This window comes from Streptococcus sp. LYSM12, assembly GCF_004569635.1.
GTDB lineage: Bacteria > Bacillota > Bacilli > Lactobacillales > Streptococcaceae > Streptococcus.
Genome location: NZ_SPOZ01000002.1, coordinates 114617 through 137731, shown reverse-complemented (window position 1 = coordinate 137731; position 23115 = coordinate 114617). Strand labels below are relative to the sequence as shown.

Genomic DNA, 23115 nt, shown 5'->3' with positions numbered 1-23115 from the left:
TCAATGTCCGCAGAGCACCAAATACATCAGGCGAAATTGTAGCTCAATACAAAAAAGGTCAAACCATCAAGTATGACCTAGTTATTATTGATTTAAACGGATTTGTTTGGATTTCTTATATTGGTGGTAGCGGAAAGCGCAACTATGTCGCTACAGGCGCGACCAAAAACGGAGAACGTTTCGGATCTGCTTGGGGAACTTTTAAATAATATAGCTACACCCGCTCAGGAAACTGGGCGGGATTTTTTTTGTTAGTTAAAATAAAAGAACTTGCAATCATTATTTTTTTTGTATATAATTAGTGTGATACTATATGTAGTGTCAAAATAAACGAGGTATATCATGGGCAAGGAAAAGGATTTGCAAAGAATAAAGAATAACCCCAAATCTGTTACCCCTGAACGCTTAGAAGCTCTATGTAAAAAATATGGTTTTATGTGGAAGCAAGGAACCAATCATTCAATAACCTCTCACGCTTTATTAGAAGAGAGCTATCCAATACCGCGACATAAGCCGATAAAGCCAGTTTATGTAAAGAAAGTTATAAAAATGATTGAGAAAGTGATAGAATTGGAGGAGGGTTTAAATGATGAAAGATAAAGAATATTATCTTGGATTGGACTATCCGATTTTAATTGAAAAAATTTATGATGATGGTGAATTATTATTCACTGCTTCTATTAAAGAATTACCAGGCTTAATTGTTTATGGTGAGTCTTTAGAGGAGGTTTATGAAGAAATTGAATTAGCGAAGGCAGACTGGATTGAGGCGAATCTTGAGTGGGGGAGAGAGATTAAAGAACCTATTGAGGATTCTTTAGAATCCTATATTTGATGAGGATGGAAAGGCCACTATTAGTATGAGTCTTCCTGATAGGGAGGAAGAGAGAGAAAATCAACTTATTCTAATGAAAATGGAAATTTTTTACCCAGATAGTCAGTATAAAGTCACTGCAGAAATGGATGCGGTATATTCTGTTAAGGTTGCTGATTTACCAGAGGATATTTCACAAGACAGTGAATTTCAACGAGCACTTGTCAGTCCAATGATAGAGAAGTTTAAATTATATGTTGGCTTGTTTTCTGAAGGGGCGTATGGAGCAATTCAAATTCCTGATCTGAATTTTAATCAAGACTAGAATTATTCACTCCTAAAATTTTCCATAATCTCCTGCGCCAGCCTCGTGCTGGTGTTTTTCGTTATATTGGACTTTTTCAAAAATGTCGGGTATAGCGGACCTGTTTTTTATTATCAAAATCAAATTTTTGTCAAAAACTGCGAATTGAAAAAAGCCTACTCAGATAGACTTTAAAATCATATTCCCCAGCATTTTTTACTACGTATTTTACTACGTTTATTTTTGAATGATAGCGATTGAGCGAATGTTATAAAATTAAAAAACGCTGTTTTATCAACTGTTTAGATATTGTTAATGGTTCAGTTTATAGTAAGAGATATTTATGCTATAATAAAGAAAAATGAAAGAGGTATGAGTATGAGAACCATTCACACAGATAAAGCCCCTGCAGCAATCGGACCTTATGTTCAAGGAAAGATTGTCGGAAATTTGTTATTTGCATCGGGTCAGGTACCCCTGTCTCCAGAGACGGGTGAGGTTGTGGGGACTACGATTGAAGAACAAACGACCCAGGTTTTGAAGAATATTCGAGCGATTTTGACAGAAGCAGGAACTGATTTTGATCATGTGGTGAAAACGACTTGTTTCTTAAGCGATATGAATGACTTTGTGGCTTTTAATGAAGTCTATAAAACAGCGTTTAGTGCTGAATTTCCAGCTCGATCAGCAGTCGAAGTGGCTCGTCTGCCACGCGATGTCAAAGTTGAAATTGAAGTCATTGCAGTCGTGGAAAACTAGAGAGGAAAGCTATGTCTGAAAAACTTCATCTTGTAGTTGTTACAGGAATGTCAGGTGCTGGAAAGACCGTAGCCATCCAGTCTTTTGAAGATTTGGGTTATTTTACGGTTGACAATATGCCACCAGCTCTTTTGCCCAAATTTTTAGAATTGATTCGCCACAGTCAAGACAATGATAAAGTAGCTCTCGTTGTCGATATGCGTAGTCGTTCTTTTTTTGCTGAAATCCGTCAGGTTTTAGATGAGATTGAAGCGGCGGACGATGTGGATTTTAAAATTCTCTTTTTGGATGCGACTGATAGTGAATTGGTGGCTCGTTATAAGGAAACGCGCCGTTCGCATCCACTAGCAGCAGACGGACGAGTTCTTGACGGAATCCATATGGAACGTGAATTGCTAGCACCGCTCAAAAATATGAGCCAAAATGTGATTGATACGACAGAGTTGACTCCTCGTAATCTCCGTAAAGAAATTTCAGATCGGTTTGCCAGCTTAGGCAACCACTCTTCTTTTCGAGTGGAAGTGATTTCCTTTGGATTCAAATACGGCCTGCCACTTGATGCGGATCTAGTCTTTGATGTGCGTTTCTTGCCAAATCCTTATTATCAACTTGAATTGCGAAATTTGACAGGACTAGACGAGCCAGTTTTTGATTATGTCATGGAGCATGAGGAATCTGAGGCTTTTTACCGCCATTTGTTAGGCTTGATTGAGCCCATTTTACCAGGCTATCAAAAGGAGGGGAAGTCTGTTTTAACCATTGCGGTGGGTTGTACAGGTGGTCAGCATCGCAGTGTGGCTTTTGCTAAGCGTCTGGCAGATGATTTAGAAAAGGGCTGGACAGTTAACCTTAGTCATCGGGATAAAGAGAGACGAAAGGAGACGGTTAATCGTTCATGAGAAAACCTAAAATTGCCGTCATTGGAGGCGGTACAGGTATTCCTGTTATTCTCAAAAGCCTGCGTGATAAGGATGTAGATATTACCGCGATTGTGACGGTGGCAGATGACGGAGGTTCATCAGGGGAAATCCGTCAGGCCTTGCAGATGACACCACCCGGTGATTTACGCAATGTCTTGCTTGCTATGTCTGATATGCCAAAGCTTTATGAGCGTATCTTTCAGTACCGCTTTGCGGAAACAGACGGTGCGCTAGCAGGTCATCCTTTGGGAAATCTGATTATTGCAGGTATTTCTGAGATGCAGGGGTCAACTTATCATGCCATGCAACTCTTGTCTAAATTTTTTCATACAACGGGAACAATCTATCCTTCAAGTGAAAATGCTTTAACTCTCCATGCTGTTTTTACAGACGGACATGAGGTGGTGGGTGAAAGCAAGATTGCAGGTTACAAAGGAATGGTTGACCACGTTTATGTAACTAATTCCTACAATCAAGATGAACCGACAGCCAGTCGGAAAGTGGTAGAGAGTATCTTGGAAAGTGATATGATTGTCCTTGGGCCAGGGTCTCTCTTTACCTCGATTTTACCCAATCTCATGATTTCAGAAGTCGGTCAAGCTTTGAAAGAGACCAAGGCTGATGTAACCTATGTTTGCAATATCATGACTCAGCGAGGTGAAACTGAATTTTTCAGCGATGCAGATCATGTACGAGTTTTGAATAAGCATCTAGGTGAGCAGTTTATTGATACGGTATTGGTCAATATTGAACCAGTCCCCCAAGAATACATGAATACCCATCAGTTTGATGAATATTTGGTTCAAGTAAAACATGACTTTATCGGCTTGCAATCGCAAGCTCAGCGGGTGATTTCCTCTAATTTTTTAAGGCTTGAAAATGGCGGAGCCTTTCATGACGGTGATTTAGTCGTCGAAGAACTCTTGAAAATCTTGCAGGTGAAATCATGAGTTTCAGCGTGCAAGTAAAAGAAGAAATCATCAGTCAAGGACAACATGAAAAAAGTGAATTGGCGGCTATGATTAAGTTATCGGGGAGTCTCGGGTTGGCATCATCTGGGCTCACCTTGTCTATTAGCAGTGAAAATGCTAAAATTGCCCGTCATCTCTATGAAATGCTTTATCGCTTCTACCAAGTTAAGGCTGAAATCCGTCATCACCAAAAGACAAACCTGCGAAAAAATCGTGTTTATACGGTATTTTTGGAGAACGGGGTCAATGACATTTTAAATGATCTTTACCTGGCCGATAGTTTTTTTGGTTTAGAACCAGGTATTGCACCTGTGATTTTGGAAAGTGATAGCTGGAGCCAGTCTTATCTACGAGGTGCTTTTTTAGCTAGCGGGTCGATTAAGGACCCAGAAACAGGTAAGTACCAATTAGAAATCGCCTCAATCTACAATGATCATGCCCAGGACTTGGCCAAACTCCTCCAAAAGTTCCTCTTGGACGGCAAGGTGATTGAGCGTTCTAAGGGGAGTATTACTTACTTGCAGCGAGCAGAAGACATCATGGATTTTCTTTTAATTATTGGTGCTGAGGAAGCCAAGACTGAATTTGAGAATGTTAAGGTGCTACGTGAAACGCGAAACGATCTTAATCGCGCAATCAACGCAGAAGCTGCAAACATTGCCCGCACCGTGACCGCTAGCATGAAGACTATCAACAATATTTCTAAAATAATGGAAACGATTGGTTTGGATCAATTACCGGCTGATTTACAAGAAGTTGCACAACTGCGGATTCAGCATCCAGATTTTTCGACTCAACAACTAGCTGATAGCCTCTCAAAACCGATTACCAAGAGTGGTCTCAATCATCGCCTGCGCAAAATCAATAAAATTGCCGATAAATTGTAGTTCTCATCATCATTCCCATACTATTTCATGAAGCTTTCGTCTGGGCTAAACGAATCCATTGGCTTAGCTTCGCTAGGATCTTTTGCTTTCAATCACGCTGTTCCTACTAGGAAAATGGATAGGCTAGGAGCCATCGATTGGACCCAGTGGTCGGAGTAAATCTGTTCTATACTCACTCTTGAGCTGGAGTAAGGTTCCGAAACAAGTCTGATATAAAATAATACGTGTTTTGCTTTACAATTATCCAATCTTTGTATATAATAGAAAAAGTGTGTAATGGACACACAAAAAACGGTTAATCCGCTGGGACAAGGGCTCCCATGATTGGCAAGATAGGAGAATAAAGAAACATGAATCCATTAATTCAAAGTTTGACAGAAGGTCAACTTCGTACTGACATCCCTGCATTCCGTCCTGGTGACACTGTGCGTGTTCATGCTAAGGTTGTTGAGGGAAGCCGCGAACGTATCCAGATTTTTGAGGGAGTTGTCATTTCTCGTAAAGGTCAAGGCATCTCAGAAATGTATACTGTCCGTAAGATTTCTAGCGGTATCGGTGTAGAACGTACATTCCCAATCCACACTCCACGTGTTGATAAAATTGAAGTAGTACGTTACGGTAAAGTACGTCGTGCGAAATTATACTACCTACGTGCATTGCAAGGAAAAGCTGCGCGTATCAAAGAAATCCGTCGTTAATCAAACGATTGGTCTTTTAGTCCAATGATGGATTTGAGCACCCTTAGGGTGCTTTTTCTAATTTCTACTTGCAATCTGTTCCCGTCTACGGTACAATAAAAGAGCCTTCCCTTAGTTAAATGGATATAACAAATTCCTCCTAAGAATTAATTGCAGGTTCGATTCCTGCAGGGAAGATACATGGATCATCTCCCTAAAAAGGATGAATAGCTCAAGTGCTTTTGTTATACTCTCGTTGCTACATTCTGTCGCCTTATGCGTTCTGTGAGCCTATTTTGCGTGTTATTTGTGGGGCGGAATGCCTAAGCTTTGATTAGAACTCGCTTTTAATCAGAGGGGCTAGGTGTGAGGAAAGAAAATCTGGAAATAGACTTGGTGTTTCACTTTTTTAGGAGAGTGTTGGAGAATATCAAGGTTTAAAAGTGCGATAAATAAAGCATATTGGAAAACACCGCGGTCACATCGAGGGTGTTTTTATGTTAGCACAAGGGACCCCTACCCGTTAAATACCAACTTCTTTGTTGTTACAGTCCTTTCGTTTATCTTTTATTACTTCGTTCACTCACGTTGCCGTACTCTAGTACAGTCTGCAGCTCGTTGCCTGGTATAGTCCTTTCGTTTATCTTTTATTACCTCGTTACCTCGCTTTGCCGTACTCCAGTACAGCCTGCAGCTCGTTGCCTAGTACTAAAAGCAAACGAAAAGACTATATCGTACTTTTTTGAACTTTGGTTTATACGGTGATTGAAGCATAAAAATGTGTGACATCATCCAATACTCATATAATAGGAACCGTTGATAAATAGAGGTGAGCTAGCTTGAGTTTTTCTATTGTAACGAGTAGCTTTCCCTCGAAAAATTGGTTTATATCTGGTAAAATAAGGGAAGAAACTATTTAGAATTGGTAAATATCTGTTGATAGGCTATCAATGTATCTGGGGAATATTTACTTTTAATGGGAGGATAGGAGAGATTATGGAAAATCATCATAGGGAATTTCGTTTTTCAGCGAGTTCCATTATGAGCTTTGTTTGGCGTGGCATTGTCGTAGGGATTGTGTCGGGGATTGTCGTCAGCTTGTTTCGTTTAGCAATAGAAATGCTTTTTGAAGAAATGATTTTTATCTATCAAAAAGCGCAGACGAATCCATTATTACTGGTACCGCTGACCTTGACTAGTCTTTTTGTGGTTTGGATTATTAGTCTTTTAGTAAAGTCGGAGCCAGACATCAAAGGTTCAGGTATTCCCCATATTGAAGGAGAATTAAAAGGTTTGCTCCAGACGGATTGGTGGAGTGTTCTTTGGAAGAAATTCATTGCAGGGAGCTTTTCCATTTCAATGGGGTTTATGCTAGGCCGTGAAGGACCAAGTATCCAGTTAGGAGCCATGTCTGCTAAAGGAGTAGCTAAATTTTTGAAAGCCAGTCGTATGGAAACAAGAGCCTTTATTGCAAGTGGAGCAGCAGCAGGACTTTCAGCAGCCTTTAATGCGCCGATTGCGGGACTCCTCTTTGTTGTCGAAGAAATTTACCACCATTTTTCTCGTATGGTTTGGGTAACAGCCTTGGTTGCAAGTCTGGTTGCCAATTTCATATCTTTAAATATTTTTGGTTTGACACCAGTTCTATCCATGAATCAAGAACTGCCCTTTCTAGCCTTAAAGCAATATTGGATTTTTATCTTGCTAGGTATGTTTTTAGGGGTTATGGGCTTTGGCTATGAAAAGGTAATTTTAAACTTCCATCGTTTCTATGACTTTGTCGGGGAAAACGTTCATATTCCGCCGTATGCTTATGGCATCATCGGGTGTTTTTTAGTCATTCCAGTTGGTTATTTTTATCCGCAGTTACTAGGCGGTGGGCATCGTCTGATCCTTTCTATTGCTCAGGAAAATATGCTTTTGACGACGGTTTGTTTCTATTTTATTATTCGCTTTTTTTGGAGCATGCTTTCCTATAGCAGTGGCTTACCAGGAGGTATTTTCTTACCTATGCTGACACTGGGCTCTCTTTTAGGAATGGCTTTTGGCCTGGTTCTGGAACACCTTCATCTGATTTCTGCAGCTGCCTTGCCTCTTTTTATCGTCTTGGGAATGGCGGGCTATTTTGGCGCAATTTCAAAAGCACCGCTGACCGCGATAATCTTGGTAACGGAAATGGTCGGGGATTTGAAACAACTGATGACCATTGGTATTGTTACTCTGGTTGCCTATATTGTTATGGATTTGTTGAAAGGTGAGCCGATTTATGAGGCCATGCTTGCTAAGATGACGATTGCTCATACGACAGACATTGTTGAACCCACCCTCATTGAGTTAATTGTTTCAGATAAGATTGCTGGGAAAAAAGTGAGGGAATTGAATCTTCCTAAAAATATCCTCATTACAACCCAAATTTATCATCAACAGTCCGAATTGGTAGACGGAGAGACACTCTTGCATGCGGGAGCGACTATTTTTGTAGTTGTCAATGAGAAAGAGATGAGCAAGGTTACAGAGTTAGTGATGTAGGTATTTATTGAAAAAGAAGGAGTGGTGATAGATAATGAACAAGATAACCGATAGTTATCAATATTCTTACCGGTTGTGTTTGTACTTGGGAATGGTAGGAGTGGTGATTGGATTACTCGTTGGAATTATTGATACCATCTTTGGTCGCGTATTGCTCTATGCAGGGGAGGTTCGATCAGCTGCCTTGCCCTATCTCCTCCCCTTTTTAGGCTTAGCTGGGCTCGTGATTGTCTTTTTATATCAATTTTTTAGCAAAGAAGCTCAGAAAGGGATGGCCTTGATTTTTGAGGTGGCACATGGAGAACGTCAGACAATTCCCTTGTACTTGATTCCTTTGGTTGTGATTTCGACCTGGTTGACCCATCTTTTTGGTGGGAGCGCTGGACGAGAGGGAGTGGCAGTCCAACTTGGGGCGACCATTTCGCATCGTTTTACTCCTTATTTCACCTTTCCTAATTCTACTCAGATACTGGTTGTGACAGGAATGGCAGCAGGCTTTGCTGGCTTATTTCAAACACCGCTAGCAGCCTTATTCTTTGCTTTAGAAGTCCTCACTATTGGTCAGTTGCAATTGTATGCCCTAATTCCGTGCTTATTTGCAGTTTATACGGCTAGCAGTTTCTCGCATCTTTTAGGGTTGGAAAAATTTTCGTATTTTCTATCTTTCACGCAGATCATCACAGTAGATGTGTTCTTAAAATGTGTGTTACTTGGGATTTTATTTGGGATGACAGGAAATCTCTTTGTCTATTTCCAAAATTTGTTAAAAAAAAGGCTTGCTCATTATGTGAAAAATCCTTATTGGAGGATTTTTATGATGGGAATTTTACTTAGTTTAGCACTTGGTTTTTCTCACTTTGGACGCTATAGTGGCCTTGGGACTAACTTGATTGAAGCGAGTTTTTCCACTCAACAGATTTACAGTTACGATTTTCTATTGAAATTGCTCTTCACCACACTGACCTTGGCGGCAGGTTTTCAAGGTGGCGAAGTGACGCCCCTATTTGCGATTGGTGCCTCACTTGGGGTCATTCTTGCTCCAATCGTCGGACTGCCGGTCGAATTAGTAGCAGCTACTGGTTATATCAGTGTTTTTGCTAGTGCGACTAATACCTTACTTGCTCCAATCTTGATTGGCGGAGAAGTCTTTGGATTTCAGAATCTCCCATTTTTTACTATCACAATCATCATCAGCTACATACTCAATCGTAGCCAATCCATCTATGGTTTACAAAGGAGTCTAAGTATTGGAGGAGAGTAACTAAAAAGAGATTGAAAAGATACTCAATCCTCTCTTTAACAGATGATACGTGCGACTCCCATTAGGGCTAAAAACGGTCAGGTGAATGATTATTTCTAGCCAAGCTTAAAAATCGAAAGTGTGGTCGGTAAAAAAATTACTGTATACTCTTACTTAGTTTCCTCGATAGGCTTTTTCATTTCTTATAGTCATTTCGTTTATATTTTTATTACTTCGTTAACTCGTCTTGCTGTACTCTAGTACTACCTGCGACTCGTTGCCCTAGTACTAAAAATAAACGAAACGGCTATAATATCCTCACCTCTTATGTCAACCCAGGCAAAACAATCGAAAAAAAAAGAGAGGTGTTGTGACTAGCTTTAGGTACCAAGCCCATTTGGTTGCACGATGGTTTAGCGGTAGCTAGCTATTTCTTCCCTGCATTTCATTTGTGAGGAGTCTCGCTATCCTCGCAGGGGTCTCACGACGAAGTTGCTTGCAACTTCTGTTTTTCATGCGCTTTTTACGCTCTTGTATCTTGGTGAAATTGAACTCGGGCTAAGAGCTGTGTAAAAAAGATAGATTTCCTTGTGTTCATCGAACACTACGTCAATCTTCTATTTTTACGTTGCTCTTAACGCCCTCGTATCTTGGTGAAATTGAACTCGGGCTAAGAGCTGTGTAAAAAAGATAGATTTCCTTGTGTTTTTCGAACACTGCGTCAGTTTCCTATTTTTCATGCGCTTTTTGCGCTCTTGTATCTTGGTGAAATTGAACTCGGGCTAAGAGCTGTGTAAAAAAGATAGATTTCCTTGTGTTCATCGAACACTACGTCAATCTTCTATTTTTACGTTGCTCTTAACGCCCTAAACTCTGTGCGAAAAAGAGACGAAGTTGTTGCGAGGTTTACTTGCTTACGGATACTTTTAGGAAGTAGGCTGAAAACCTCCACTGGAGCTTTTCACTCGTCAAATTTCCTATTTTCGCTTTGAGTTTTTTACGGGCTTTGTATCTTGTGAAATTGAACTCGAGCTAAAAGCTTGGAAAAAAGATAGATTTCCTTGTGTTCATCGAACACTACGTCAGTCTCCTATTTTTCATGCGCTTTTTACGCTCTTGTATCTTGTAAGACCTAAAATAAAGGAGTGAGGATGTTTGATACGTTGAAATCGTAACTTCATCCCACTCCTTTTGATATGCAAGTGATTAGGCTTCTAAAGCTGCAACGAGGTCTGTTGCAAACTTTTCAAGACGAACGATGTCGTCTTCCTCAGCTGCCAAGTCAACTTTGACGTTGTCTGCTCCTTTGGTTGCGCCACGTGATGCTAGCATGAGGTCAAAATCGTCTACGGATTTACAGAAATCCTCATAGAAAGTATCGCCTGATCCACATACACCATAGATTTTTCCTGTCAGGTCATAGTCAGCCAAATCCGTATAGAAATCAACGATTTCATCTGGTAATTCGCCGTCCCCACCGTAAGAATACGTATAGGTTGCCACGATAATAATATCCGCGTCTAAAATTTCTTCGGTTTCAATGGTCGTACATTCGTCGTTGTGCACTTCAAGACCGAGCTCTTCGAGTTTTGTTGCGACAATATCCGCAATTTCCTCAGTATTACCTGTCATGCTAGCGTAGACAATTTTTGCCAGTGCCATAGTTTCCTCCCAAAATTGATGATAGCATTAGTATACCACATTCTCCAAATTTTTAAAAGCTCCATTTTGTGATAGAATAAAAAAAGGAGAATAGAGTATGTTAGAAATGATTTTTGAAAAAATAAAAGAGTATCAGACGATTATTATTCATCGGCACATGCGTCCTGATCCAGATGCCTTAGGTAGTCAAGTGGGCTTGCAACGCTTATTGCAAAAAAGATTTCCTGAAAAGACTATCAAGGTAACAGGTTATACAGAACCGAACCTTGCTTGGCTGGCTCAGATGGATACAGTTGAGGATGTGGAATATCAAGGAGCCTTGATTATTGTGACGGATACGGCTAATCAAGCACGGATTGACGATAAGCGCTATAATCAGGGTGGATTTCTCATCAAGATCGATCATCATCCCAATGATGAAGTCTACGGTGACCTTTCCTGGGTTGATACTGACGCAAGTTCATGCAGCGAGATGATTGCGCATTTCGCCTTGGAAATGGGGTTGGAAATGGATGGCGATATTGCTTATGCCCTGTATGCAGGTATTGTTGGTGATACGGGACGTTTTCTTTATCCAGCGACCTCTGCTAAGACCTTTAGAATTGTAGCTGAACTTCGTCAGTATAATTTTGATTTTGCAGGGCTTTCACGGCAGATGGACTCAGTAGACGATACTATTGCAAAGGTTATTGGCTATGTCTATAATCATTTAGAAATAGATGAAAATGGCGCTGCACGCGTGATTCTCAGCCAAAGCTTGCTCAAGGAGTACGGTATCTCTGATGCTGACACATCCTTTATTGTAGGGGTGCCAGGTCGAGTCAACACTGTTAAAAATTGGGGTGTCTTTGTTGAGCAGCCAGACGGATCCTATCGTGTACGCTTGCGGAGTAAGTTTTTGCCAATCAATGAGATTGCTAAACGCCACCACGGGGGAGGACATCCATTAGCCAGTGGGGCAAACTCGTATTCCATAGAAGAAAACGAGGAAATCTATAAGGAGCTACAACAGGTGGCAGCAGATGCAAGTAGGTAGTCGCTGTATTCATCTTATGGGCACGGTGATTGAGGTCAAAATTTGGCACCAGGAGATAGATTCGATTTTAGACCAAGTAGAAGAGCTCCTCTATCTTTATAAGGATCGTTTTTCGGCCAATGATTTGACCTCTGAACTCATGGAAGTTAATCTCAATGCAGGAGTGCAGGCAGTACCTGTGGCAGCCGATTTGTTTGAGATGATTGCGATTGGAAAGCTTCACAGTTGTGAGCCTCATAGTCGGTTAAATATCACGATTGGTCCATTGGTTCAGGCCTGGCGGATTGGCTTTACAGACGCACGTGTGCCTAGTCAAACTGAGATTGAGGAAAAGCGAGCTCTTATCAATCCCTGGGATATTGGATTAAATGAACAAGAGCAGTCGGTCTATCTAAGAAAAAAGGGGATGGCTATTGATCTTGGAGCCCTTGCAAAGGGATATGTTGCTGATCGAATCGTTGAACATTTAGAGAGAATAGGAGTGTCAAGTGGTTTTATCAATCTTGGCGGAAATGTCTTAACCTTTGGCAAAGCAAGCCATACCGCAGATGGACTGTGGCAGATTGGTATTCAACATCCCAAACTTCCTCGTGGAAACAATATTGCGATTTTGAAAATTGGGGCTGAGTCGGTCGTAACCTCAGGTATTTATGAACGAACTCTGACCTATGAGGGGAAGACCTATCATCATATTTTTGATAGCCGGACTGGCTATCCTGTTGTGAGCGACGTAGCTAGTTTGACCGTTGTTTCCAAGAAATCTATTGATGGCGAAATATGGACGACTCGTTTGTTTGGTGGGTCAATTCATGACATTTATGAGGCTATTCTAGAAGAAGGGCTGGAAGCTATTATTATCACGAACGGTCATCAGATGATTGTTACACCGGGTCTACAGGACCGTATCATGTTATTAGATGGGGAGCAGAATGGTTATGAAGCCGTTGATTTATCCCTTTCCACACGAGATGCTGGGGACTTGAGGACAGATACAGATTCCGGAGTATCTGAAGGAAATTTTGGGGTCACAGTGACAACCGATGCTACCTCTGGTGCTTCCATTCAATAACCTAATTGACAGGACAACCGCACGAAAGTTGGTTAGAGTGAGGCATATGTTTGCTGCGTCGTAGTGCTCCTTATTTTCAAAAAAGTAGGAACGCTGTATCTGTTTTTTGTAGGACAAGGCGTTTTGTTTCACAAATAAAGGTTCAGAACTTGTACTGTCATGTGTTTGTCGTGAAAAATGGGAGATAAGTGTTGCCAAGATAATGAAAATATGATAGACTATGTAGGTATTTATCTATGGCTCAGAAAGAGTCCATGGCAGAAAGGAATTTTTAAAATGAAAAAAGATATCCATCCAGAATATCGCACAGTTGTCTTCATGGACACAACTACTGGTTATAAGTTCCTTAGTGGTTCTACAAAGAACTCTAAAGAAACTATCGAATTTGAAGGTGAAACTTACCCATTGATTCGTGTGGAAATTTCATCAGACTCACACCCATTCTACACTGGACGTCAAAAGTTCACTCAAGCAGATGGACGTGTGGATCGCTTCAACAAAAAGTACGGTCTCAAATAAAAAAAAACAGTCCACTGGACTGTTTTTTCATGAACCTAGAAAAACGAAAGCGAATTATAGTCCAGAGGACTGTTTTCAGTCTGAAATTATTTTATAAAATAATTTTCTCGGATATGCCTCCAAAAAATTTTATTGGAAAACTTTATGAAACAATCCCAGGAAATGAAAACGCCTTACATTTTAAGTTATTTATGATATGATTCATATGAAAAGTACTTAAAATGGAGTTTTTTTATAAAGTCAAAACGCATCAAGTGTATGACACTATTGTGTATTGCAATAATTAGTGCCAATATAGCGCTACCTTCTGTTTCTATTCTGGCAAGTGAACAAGATACTACTGTTTTAAATTCCTCTTTTGAAACTGTTATAGTTACTGATAATGAGCTAATTATAAATGGTCATTCTTATACTGAACAAGAATTAGTTGTATTACTTGAAACGGCTACTCCTCAACCGCAAATTCAACCACGTTCTGCGGTTGCAATTAGTGGTGCTGCCTATTATGCTGGCTCTTACTTTATTCCTGGGGGAGGACAAGTTCTATTAGCAGCTACTGGAGCAGTTGTTGTAGCTGGAGTAACCATCTATGTTACCCACTGGGCAGCGAATGCTATCATAAACTTCTTCAATAATGAAGATAATATGACAGCTAATGATATCATTAGTAACCGTAGAAAAGCTGGGGTAAGAAGAGAATTTCCAGGAGAGTACTTAGATAAAACATTAAAAGAAATTAAAAAAGAAGCAAATTCAGGAAATGCTAGAGCTAAAAAACTATTACAAGATGGACGATTTAAAAAATGAGGAATTATATAGCTAGGGTTCTTGTTGAACATCAATTCACTCCAAAACGAGAAGATTATTCATCGTTTTCGGAACTAATTATCTTAGGGAAATTCGACTTGCCTGCAAATTTAGAGTTCTCTCAACTTTTTTTTGATGAAGAAATTGACATTATTAATCAATTGTTCATTCTTATTTCCCAAAAAGTTAATGATGAGTACGATAATGCTAATGGTGGAAGAGTTAGTTTAGTTGTTAAAGAAATATCGAAGATTGAAGACATAGGATTAGAGTTTTTTGCTACTAGTGATATCTATGAACTAGACGAGAGATTATATACTTTTAATGAATTGATGACATTTGATGATTTTAAGAAAAAATATTATTTTGGTCAGTTCTCAGACTAGTAATATGTCTTTCTTTAAGTTATTCATTATTAGGGTAGATAGCAATATATTTTATTGAGTAAAAGTTTTGCAAGATTATACTATAAAATAAGTAAAGATATTATAATAAAGCCCCAGAAATTGCCGTTCCTGAGGGCTTTGTTATGTTCTCTAGTTGAGATTAATGGGTAGGGATAGCTATCGGTTCAGCTCATCATCTAACCACTTGCAAACGAAGTAAGCGACAACGTTAGCCACAATGTTAAGCAAGAGCTCTAGCAAGATATCTATTAGATTATACCTCCCCTCAAGTTATTCACTATTGGGGCAGATAGCAGGGTATCCTTTCAGAAAATGGGGTATTTTTCTGAGTTTACTATAGATGGCTTTTTTCTGTCCAACTTCATTTTACAAATTGGGGAGTATCAAGTTTCTTTGTCTTCTTAGTTCAAAATTTTTCCATTTTCTGCTATACTAGAAAAGTGAATTGACTGAAAGTGTGAGGACAAAAAATGAAAAAGACTCCCTCTTTGGAGAGCCGTGTTGACTATGCCTTGATTTTACCTGTGTTTTTTTTACTGTTAATTGGGATTGTCGCCGTTTATATTGCAGTTAGTCAGGACTTTCCCCACAATGTTGCTGCTATTGTCGGCCAGCAGTTGATATGGGTTCTTTTGGGTATCAGCCTTGCTTTTTTAGTTATGTTGTTTAGTACCAAATTCTTATGGACGGTGACACCGGTTTTATACATTTTGGGGATCGGTTTAATGGTATTACCGTTGGTATTTTATAGTCCTGAATTAGTGGCCTCAACTGGTGCGAAAAACTGGGTGACAATTCGTGGTGTGACCCTCTTTCAGCCCTCTGAATTCATGAAAATTTCCTACATTGTGATGATGGCTCGAAGTATAGTTAGTTTTCAAAAGAAGCATCCAGTCAAGACCATTCAAAAAGATTTTCAGCTGATAGGCTATTTGACGGTGTGGACGCTCCCTGTTCTGTTGCTTCTCTATTTTCAAAAGGATTTGGGGACTTCTCTTGTCTTTCTCGCCATTTTCAGCGGAATGGTTCTGCTATCAGGTGTATCATGGAAGATTCTGTTGCCAACGTTTATAACTGCGGTTGTATTAGTAGGAGGCTTTTTACTTCTTTTCATTGCGCCAGGTGGAACAACCTTTTTGCACAATATCGGTATGGATACGTATAAAATTAACCGTATTGCAGCCTGGCTGGATCCCTTTAAAAATGCAAAATCAACGACCTACCAACAGGCACAGAGTTTAATAGCCATTGGTAGTGGTGGCCTCAAAGGTCTGGGCTTTAATAAAACCAATCTCCTTGTTCCTGTTCGGGAAAGTGACATGATTTTTACAGTTATTGGGGAAGATTTTGGCTTTGTAGGTGGTGTGACCTTGATTGGACTTTATACCTTGTTGATTTATCGCATGTTACGGATTACCCTACAGTCCAATAATCGTTTTTACACCTATATCTCGACAGGTTACATTATGATGCTGCTCTTCCATGTCTTTGAAAATATCGGGGCAGCTATTGGTGTCCTCCCTTTGACAGGTATTCCCCTACCATTTATCTCCCAAGGTGGTTCCTCCATCATTTCCAATCTTATCGGTGTTGGCTTGATGTTATCGATGACTTATCAATATACTTTGTCCAATGAACAGCGTTACAATAAGTCGCGAGCATATCAGAAAATCACGATTAAACGTGTAGAAAGATAGGTGCATTATGAAAAAAGTAGCAGTTGTGTTAGCAAATGGTTTTGAAGAAATTGAAGCTCTAACACCAGTAGATGTTTTACGTCGAGCATCTATTACATGTGATATGGTAGGGTTGACAGGCCTAGAAGTCGAGGGCTCTCATGGAATTAAGGTGCAGGCAGATAAGCTCTTTACCGGAGATTTATCAGCATATGACATGATTGTCCTGCCAGGAGGAATGCCAGGATCTGTTCATTTGCAGAATCATACAGGCTTGATTGCAGCCTTGCAGGCGGCTGCTAAAAAAGATACGTATATAGCAGCCATTTGCGCGGCACCGATTGTTTTGGAAAAAGCAGGGCTTTTAGCAGATCGTCGCTATACTTGCTATCCTGGGCAAGAAAAAACGATTGCTTCTGGCCATCATGTATCAGAAACGGTAGTCGTTGATGCAACTATTGTGACTAGCCGGGGAGCAGGAACAGCCTTGGCCTTTGCTTATACCTTGGTGGATCTTATCGGTGGAGATGGCTCCAGTCTGGCAAGGTCAATGGTTTATGAGCAGTAGGTGTAGCGTACTTGCCTTGAAAGAGATTTGACGAGAAGTGGCTTGGTGACTGTACAAAGTAAGGGGAGTGTAGACAATCGATTATTATGAAATGACGATGGCTTCATCCTCCTTTTTTTGTAGGAATATAGTGAAAAATATGATATAATAAGAGATACTAGTTCTGCTAGTCTGATTATGAATAGATGATTTGTAGAACAGTCGTTGAAACCAAAATGCTATTCAACAATAGCATATTATTTTTGTGTTAGAAAGGTCACTCACGAGTGCTCCTCTTCAGTGCTTAGAAATAGCTATCAATACTTTTCATATTAGCTCAGCCTGCTAGTCTTCAGACTTGGGTAATGATTGTTCATTGAATGCTTGCTTCCTAAGTTTAGGAGAGTGGAGATGAAAGCAGGGCATAAAGTGATTATTTTGCAGCAAGTGCAATTCTTAGCAAGGACAAAGGAGTTGCTAAGAATGGCATTTTTATACCTTGGGTTCAAAATGAGCATTGTGTTAATAGTTGCGTGAATTGTTAAAGCTTGGAAATACAAAGTTGTTTGTGTTCTCGTTATTGGGGGAGCAATATCTACATAAGGTTTTAAAAAGGCTGTTTTGCCAGAAAATGAAGGAAAAAGAATGATAGAAGAAATCAATAACTTACAGGAAAAAGTTCAGGAATATGATGCCAGCCAGATTCAAGTCTTAGAAGGACTGGAAGCGGTACGCTTGCGTCCAGGAATGTATATTGGTTCGACCTCTAAAGAGGGCTTGCACCATTTGGTCTGGGAAATCGTTGACAATTCCATTGATGAAGCCTTGGCTGGTTTTGCGACCCACATTGAACTCTATATTGAGAAAGACAATTCGATTACAGTTGTTGATAATGGACGTGGAATCCCAGTTGATATTCAAGAAAAAACAGGACGTCCAGCGGTTGAAACTGTTTTTACGGTGCTTCATGCTGGAGGAAAATTCGGCGGTGGTGGCTACAAGGTATCTGGTGGTCTGCATGGAGTGGGTTCATCGGTTGTAAATGCCTTATCAACGCAACTAGATGTACGCGTCTACAAGAATGGGAATGTCTACTACCAAGAATACCGTCGCGGAGAAGTAGTGGCAGATCTTGAAATCATTGATCAGACAGATAGGACAGGAACGACGGTTCATTTTACACCAGACCCAGAAATTTTTACTGAAACGACAGAGTTTGATTTTGCTAAACTCAATAAGCGCGTGCAGGAACTGGCCTTTCTCAATCGTGGTCTGCACTTGACGATTACAGATAAGCGTGAAGACTTAGAACAAAGCAAGCAGTATCATTATGAGGGCGGTATCGCTTCATACGTTGAATATCTCAATGAAAATAAGGATGTTATCTTTGAAACACCTATCTATACTGATGGTGAAATGGATGATATTACGGTTGAAGTAGCTATGCAGTATACGACAAGCTATCATGAAAACGTAGTCAGCTTTGCTAACAACATTCATACCCATGAGGGTGGAACACATGAGCAAGGCTTCCGTACAGCTTTGACCCGTGTCATCAACGACTATGCTAAGAAAAATAAAATTCTTAAAGAAAACGAAGATAATCTGACGGGCGAGGACGTTCGGGAGGGGTTGACAGCAGTCATTTCTGTAAAACACCCCGGACCGCAGTTTGAAGGGCAGACCAAGACCAAGCTTGGAAATAGTGAAGTCGTTAAGATTACAAATCGCCTTTTCTCAGAAGCTTTTTCAGAATTTTTATTAGAAAATCCACAAGTTGCTCGTCGTATTGTAGAAAAAGGAATTTTGGCAAGCAAGGCTAGGATTGCAGCTAAGCGAGCACGGGAAGTGACCCGTAAGAAATCAGGATTGGAAATTTCAAACCTGCCTGGGAAATTGGCAGATTGTTCCTCAAATGATCCAGCTCAGACCGAACTCTTTATCGTAGAGGGAGATTCAGCGGGTGGTTCAGCTAAGTCAGGACGCAATCGTGAATTTCAAGCGATTTTACCTATCCGTGGGAAAATCCTTAACGTTGAAAAAGCCAGCATGGATAAAATATTGGCCAATGAAGAAATTCGTAGTCTTTTCACTGCTATGGGAACGGGTTTTGGAGCTGAATTTGATGTAAGTAAGGCTCGCTACCAAAAACTTGTGATCATGACTGATGCCGATGTTGATGGTGCCCATATCAGAACCCTTCTTCTGACCCTCTTTTACCGCTATATGCGCCCGATTGTGGAAGCTGGCTATGTCTATATTGCTCAACCACCGATTTATGGTGTCAAGGTTGGAAGTGATGTCAAAGAGTATATTCAACCTGGTGTCAATCAAGAGCAGGAATTGCAGGAAGCACTTGAACGGTATAGTCAAGGACGATCTAAACCAACCATTCAACGTTACAAAGGGCTTGGAGAAATGGATGATCATCAACTATGGGAAACAACGATGAATCCAGAAAATCGCCTAATGGCTCGTGTATCTGTTGATGATGCAGCAGAGGCGGATAAAATTTTTGATATGCTCATGGGAGATAAGGTGGAACCTCGTCGCGAATTTATCGAAGAAAATGCGGTCTACTCGACACTTGATGTTTAAATTTCTAGAAAACAAGTGCATATCGCCAAAAAGTATGATATAATAAAGCGATATTTTCCAGTACAAACTATTATCTAAGGAGATTTACATGTCTAGAGGAACAATCATTTTAATCGTTGCGATTGTTGTTATCTTAATTATTGCTTATATTGCTTGCCTTATCGCCCGTAAACGAAATGATAATTTATTGATTGCGTTAGAAGAACAAAAAGAAGATTTATTTAATTTACCTGTTAACGATGAAGTGGAAGCAGTGAAGAGTCTGCATTTGATTGGTCAAAGTCAAGTATCTTTTCGTGAATGGAACCAGAAATGGGTAGATTTATCTCTCAATTCCTTTGCGGATATTGAAAATCATATTTTTGAAGCAGAGGCTTTTAATAATTCTTTCCGATTTGTTCGTGCGAAGAATGCTATTGACAGCATTGAGAGCCAAATCGACTTGGTTGAAGAAGATATTATTGCCATTCGTCAAGGATTAAAGGATTTGAAAGAGCAGGAAGAGAGAAATTCAGGTCGTGTCAAGCATGCATTGGATCTCTTTGATAGTTTGCAGGAATCTGTTCGTGATCATGCAGAACAATATGGTGAAACGTTGCCAGAGTTGGAGAAGCAACTCAAGAATATTGAAGTTGAATTTTCTGAATTTGTGATGCTCAACTCATCCGGTGACCCGATTGAAGCTGCAGGTATTTTAGATAAGACAGAAGAGCACATGATTGCCCTCAATCAAATTATGGATCGGATTCCTGCCTTGATTGAGAAAGTAAATCAGTCTTTCCCAGATCAACTAGAGGACCTGGAAGCTGGCTACCGCAAGTTGGTAGAGGAGGGGTATCTATTTACAGAAGAAAGTATAGAATCTCGTTTCCAAGAAATTCGAGTAGCCATTCGAGAAACAACTGCTCTTATCGTATCATTTGATTTAGATGCTGCCGAGGCAGAAATCGGAGAAATCCAAGCGAAGATTGATTACTTATATCAAATCTTCACTCGTGAAATTGAAGCTCACAAGGGAGCTGTTAAGATTAGTAAAAATCTACCAAAATTCCTTGAACACGTTGTTCATAATACAGGTATTCTGACGGAAGAAGCAGAACGCTTGAACCATTCTTATGTTTTAGTGGATAGTAAATTGTCCCGTATTTCGAAACTTGCTGCTAAATTATCATCGATGGGAAGCACCGTGCATGATAGTATTGCAGAACTAGAAACACCACAAGTTGCTTATTCGATTCTAGAGGAACGTCTAGAGCATGCTCTGACGACCCTCAAACAAATGGAGGAAGAGCAATTAGTATTGGCAGAGTATTTGAAATCACAGGAAGCATCTGAAACCAATGCTCGTAAGAAAGCAACCCTTTATATTAATCAGTTGCATACCTTAAAACGATATATGGAAAAACGTAGTCTTCCAGGGATTCCGGAGGAGTTCTTATCTATCTTCTTTAGAACGAGCAGCCACGTAGAAGCCTTGTTAGCAGAATTGAATTACAAGCGAATGAATATTGAAATCATCAATCGTTTATTAGAAAATGCGACATTTGATATGAATGAATTGGAAGAAGTCACTTATACCATTGTTCAGAATGCAGCTCTAACAGAGCAGTTACTTCAGTATTCAAACCGCTATCGTTCATCAAATGCTTCAATCCAACAGGCCTTTACTCGTGCGTTAGCAATTTTTGAGAAAGATTATGATTATCAGGCATCATTTGAAGAAATTTCATTTGCCTTAGAAGCTGTTGAACCTGGAGTAACTGAACGATTTGTACGTTCGTATGAAAAAACAAGAGAAACGATTCGTTATTAAAATAAAAAGCCCAAGGGCTTTTTGTTTTATACGAAAGTAGAGTAAGGAGAGGAAAAAATGACAGTAAAAGGTTTATTGGTTATGGATGTGGATAGTACCCTCATTTTGGAAGAGGGAATTGACTTGCTGGGAGAAGCAGCAGGAGTTGGAAGTGAAGTGGCAGCAATTACAGAACGCGCCATGCGGGGGGAGCTTGATTTTAAAAAAGCACTTGCTGAAAGAGTTGCCCTATTAAGAGGACTGCCTATTAGTGTGTTTGATTGTGTTTTAAAACATATTCATTTTACGCCTGGGGCAAGAGAGCTAGTTGAAACTTTGCATGAGAGAGGGTACAAGGTTGCCGTAGTCTCAGGTGGCTTTCATGAAACGGTAGATGTACTTGCTGAAAGGTTAGGAATTGACTACGTGAAGGCCAACCGTTTAGAAGTGGAAGAGGGAGTTCTTACAGGACGTCTGCTAGGCGATATTGTCACCAAGGAAACCAAGAAAGCTTGTCTTAAACAATGGGCAAGAGAAAATGGCTTGGACTTGGCGCAGACAATTGCGGTAGGAGATGGCGCTAATGATGTGCCAATGATACAGGCCGCAGGTCTTGGAATTGCTTTTTGTGCTAAGCCAATCGTACAAGAACAGGCTCCTTATCAAATTGATGAAAAAAATCTCGCCAAAGTTCTTGAACTAATGGATGCCGTTAAATAAGATACCAAGCCCACTAAAAGCTCATTGAAATGACTAATGGGAAATTTGACGAAAAGTTAGGTGAACGTTTGCAATCATTTTTTCCTGCTCTTGCTTTCTATTTTTTAGGATAGGGTAGAATGGTCACTCCTCTGACGATTCTATCCCTAAGCTAGCCGTATCCGTACAGCAAATAAATCTTGCAAGGCTTCTCCTTTTTCGTACAGAGTTTAGGGTGTGTGTAATGATAAGGGACGAGAGCCTACAATGCTTAAGAAGCTTTAGAGCTAAAGAGAGCCGCATTTGTAATCAGTTAAAGCTGAAACAAATGCGGCTCTTTGCTACACGGGTTTTAGTCCTAGTTTTATTACAGAAAATAAACGAAAGGCTGTATAGTCATTTCGTTTATATTTTTTATTACTTCGTTCACTCGTCTTGTTGTACTCCAGTACTACCTGCGACTCGTTGCCTAGTACTAAAAATAAACGAAACGGCTATAATAATGAATGGAATGTGTTATAGCCATTTAGATTATTTCGTTCACTCATTTTGCTGTATTCTAGTACAGCTTGCAGTATGTATTAACCAAATAATTTTTTCCAAAAAGAGGATTTTTTCTCTGTTTTGGTGGGAGTAGGGTGGAGGAGTGTAGCAAATTGAGCTGAGAGTTCTTGTTCCTCAATCTGAGTTGGGCAATCGGTATGAATCACTAAACCAAAGATAGCAGCACAGTTTTCAGCGACGATTGTGGCTTCACATCCTAAATTTTGAGTGACTTTCAGATAGAAAATCTGTTTCTGACTATCGATAAAGGGAGAAATTTTGACCAAGACAGGCTTGTAATCCTGAGTAATCTGTCTTAGAATTTCTTTAAAATGATCTTCTAGCTCTTGCGAATTGGCTTCTTCAATACTGCACAAGCCAATTACACGTTCCTCAAAGGTATTTAAAAATTTTCGTTGCTCGTCTGGATTGATTTTTAATCCGCCAGCAGCTTGTTGCATAATGATGTTGTTGATGTCTTTCATATTTTCTAGTATAGCACAAAAGAGTGGTTTCGGAAATAGGGTGAAATGTACCCCATAATTTAAATGTGGTATAGTCGTTAACTTAGAAGTCCCTTGATTTCATCGGGTTCAGTGTCAATTCTTTAACCTTGAATCCGATAGGAGGGCTTAGGGAATGAACGAGCACAATCATGA

23 protein-coding genes and 1 pseudogene are annotated in these 23115 nt (G+C 40.0%); 22 read left to right on the top strand and 2 right to left on the bottom strand.

The genetic code is table 11. The annotated features are described in order from the left end of the window. From E4T79_RS01200 to E4T79_RS01145, 11 genes are all read left to right on the top strand, one after another. Positions 1 to 209: SH3 domain-containing protein (locus tag E4T79_RS01200; protein ID WP_194183746.1), on the top strand; the 209-nt coding region annotated here is incomplete at its 5' end. 133 nt (positions 210 to 342) lie between these two features. After that, positions 343 to 600 carry a HicA family toxin-antitoxin system gene (locus tag E4T79_RS01195; RefSeq protein WP_135026906.1) on the top strand — a complete coding sequence of 86 codons (258 nt, stop codon included), beginning with the start codon at positions 343 to 345 and terminating at the stop codon, positions 598 to 600. Next, positions 587 to 835, top strand: a complete 249-nt coding sequence (locus tag E4T79_RS01190; protein WP_228063747.1) for a type II toxin-antitoxin system HicB family antitoxin — start codon at positions 587 to 589, stop codon at positions 833 to 835. Before E4T79_RS01195 ends, E4T79_RS01190 begins: the two co-directional genes overlap by 14 nt. A 73-nt stretch (positions 836 to 908) precedes the next feature. Continuing rightward, positions 909 to 1139 (top strand): hypothetical protein, encoded by a 231-nt coding sequence (locus E4T79_RS01185; RefSeq protein WP_245168023.1) that lies wholly within the window; start codon positions 909 to 911, stop codon positions 1137 to 1139. Between the two features lie 357 nt (positions 1140 to 1496). Then, positions 1497 to 1877, top strand: a complete 381-nt coding sequence (locus E4T79_RS01180) for a RidA family protein (RefSeq protein ID WP_135026905.1) — start codon at positions 1497 to 1499, stop codon at positions 1875 to 1877. An 11-nt stretch (positions 1878 to 1888) separates the two neighbouring features. Then, positions 1889 to 2776 (top strand): RNase adapter RapZ, encoded by an 888-nt coding sequence (rapZ, locus tag E4T79_RS01175; RefSeq protein WP_135026904.1) that lies wholly within the window; start codon positions 1889 to 1891, stop codon positions 2774 to 2776. Then, positions 2773 to 3747, top strand: a complete 975-nt coding sequence (locus E4T79_RS01170; protein ID WP_135026903.1) for a YvcK family protein — start codon at positions 2773 to 2775, stop codon at positions 3745 to 3747. The genes rapZ and E4T79_RS01170 overlap by 4 nt, the downstream gene beginning before the upstream one ends. Then, positions 3744 to 4655, top strand: a complete 912-nt coding sequence (whiA, locus tag E4T79_RS01165; RefSeq protein WP_135026902.1) for a DNA-binding protein WhiA — start codon at positions 3744 to 3746, stop codon at positions 4653 to 4655. The genes E4T79_RS01170 and whiA overlap by 4 nt, the downstream gene beginning before the upstream one ends. A 350-nt stretch (positions 4656 to 5005) precedes the next feature. After that, on the top strand, positions 5006 to 5353 hold the full coding sequence (gene rplS / locus E4T79_RS01160; protein ID WP_067085767.1) for a 50S ribosomal protein L19: 348 nt from the start codon (positions 5006 to 5008) through the stop codon (positions 5351 to 5353). 975 nt (positions 5354 to 6328) lie between these two features. Next, positions 6329 to 7861, top strand: a complete 1533-nt coding sequence (locus tag E4T79_RS01150; protein ID WP_135026901.1) for a chloride channel protein — start codon at positions 6329 to 6331, stop codon at positions 7859 to 7861. A 34-nt stretch (positions 7862 to 7895) separates the two neighbouring features. After that, positions 7896 to 9122, top strand: coding sequence for a chloride channel protein (locus E4T79_RS01145; protein WP_135026900.1), 1227 nt, complete (start codon positions 7896 to 7898; stop codon positions 9120 to 9122). 1185 nt (positions 9123 to 10307) lie between these two features. On the opposite strand, the gene E4T79_RS01140 is transcribed toward E4T79_RS01145, so the two are convergent. Continuing rightward, positions 10308 to 10763 (bottom strand): flavodoxin, encoded by a 456-nt coding sequence (locus E4T79_RS01140; protein WP_135026899.1) that lies wholly within the window; start codon positions 10761 to 10763, stop codon positions 10308 to 10310. A 97-nt stretch (positions 10764 to 10860) separates the two neighbouring features. On the opposite strand from E4T79_RS01140, the gene E4T79_RS01135 reads away from it, so the two are divergent. The 11 genes and pseudogenes from E4T79_RS01135 (at position 10861) to serB (ending at position 21934) form a co-directional block, all read left to right on the top strand. After that, a complete protein-coding gene (locus tag E4T79_RS01135; RefSeq protein WP_135026898.1) occupies positions 10861 to 11799 on the top strand; it encodes a bifunctional oligoribonuclease/PAP phosphatase NrnA in 939 nt (312 codons plus the stop codon). After that, positions 11786 to 12700 (top strand): annotated as a pseudogene (locus tag E4T79_RS01130) (FAD:protein FMN transferase); the annotation flags it as partial. The gene E4T79_RS01135 and the pseudogene E4T79_RS01130, both read left to right, overlap by 14 nt. 444 nt (positions 12701 to 13144) lie before the next feature. Beyond that, on the top strand, positions 13145 to 13387 hold the full coding sequence (locus E4T79_RS01125; protein ID WP_067091298.1) for a type B 50S ribosomal protein L31: 243 nt from the start codon (positions 13145 to 13147) through the stop codon (positions 13385 to 13387). A gap of 258 nt (positions 13388 to 13645) precedes the next feature. Then, entirely contained in the window at positions 13646 to 14194 is a 549-nt protein-coding gene (locus E4T79_RS01120) for a hypothetical protein (protein ID WP_228063745.1), read from the top strand. After that, entirely contained in the window at positions 14191 to 14580 is a 390-nt protein-coding gene (locus E4T79_RS01115; protein ID WP_135026896.1) for a hypothetical protein, read from the top strand. The genes E4T79_RS01120 and E4T79_RS01115 overlap by 4 nt, the downstream gene beginning before the upstream one ends. A gap of 491 nt (positions 14581 to 15071) precedes the next feature. Further along, positions 15072 to 16298: an FtsW/RodA/SpoVE family cell cycle protein gene (locus E4T79_RS01110; protein WP_135026895.1), complete on the top strand. Its 1227-nt coding sequence runs from the start codon at positions 15072 to 15074 to the stop codon at positions 16296 to 16298. A 7-nt stretch (positions 16299 to 16305) separates the two neighbouring features. Beyond that, entirely contained in the window at positions 16306 to 16845 is a 540-nt protein-coding gene (locus E4T79_RS01105; RefSeq protein WP_135026894.1) for a DJ-1 family glyoxalase III, read from the top strand. A 390-nt stretch (positions 16846 to 17235) separates the two neighbouring features. Beyond that, positions 17236 to 17361: a hypothetical protein gene (locus tag E4T79_RS11410; protein ID WP_280643150.1), complete on the top strand. Its 126-nt coding sequence runs from the start codon at positions 17236 to 17238 to the stop codon at positions 17359 to 17361. Positions 17362 to 17469: 108 nt separating this feature from the next. Further along, positions 17470 to 19422, top strand: coding sequence for a DNA topoisomerase (ATP-hydrolyzing) subunit B (gene gyrB / locus E4T79_RS01100; protein WP_135026893.1), 1953 nt, complete (start codon positions 17470 to 17472; stop codon positions 19420 to 19422). An 88-nt stretch (positions 19423 to 19510) separates the two neighbouring features. Beyond that, complete coding sequence (ezrA, locus tag E4T79_RS01095; protein WP_135026892.1) at positions 19511 to 21235, top strand: septation ring formation regulator EzrA; 1725 nt, start codon at positions 19511 to 19513, stop codon at positions 21233 to 21235. A gap of 57 nt (positions 21236 to 21292) precedes the next feature. Continuing rightward, positions 21293 to 21934, top strand: a complete 642-nt coding sequence (gene serB / locus E4T79_RS01090) for a phosphoserine phosphatase SerB (RefSeq protein WP_135026891.1) — start codon at positions 21293 to 21295, stop codon at positions 21932 to 21934. A 560-nt stretch (positions 21935 to 22494) separates the two neighbouring features. Here serB and E4T79_RS01085 read toward each other — a convergent pair. Further along, on the bottom strand, positions 22495 to 22941 hold the full coding sequence (locus E4T79_RS01085) for a DUF1694 domain-containing protein (RefSeq protein ID WP_135026890.1): 447 nt from the start codon (positions 22939 to 22941) through the stop codon (positions 22495 to 22497). Between the last annotated feature and the right edge of the window lie 174 nt (positions 22942 to 23115).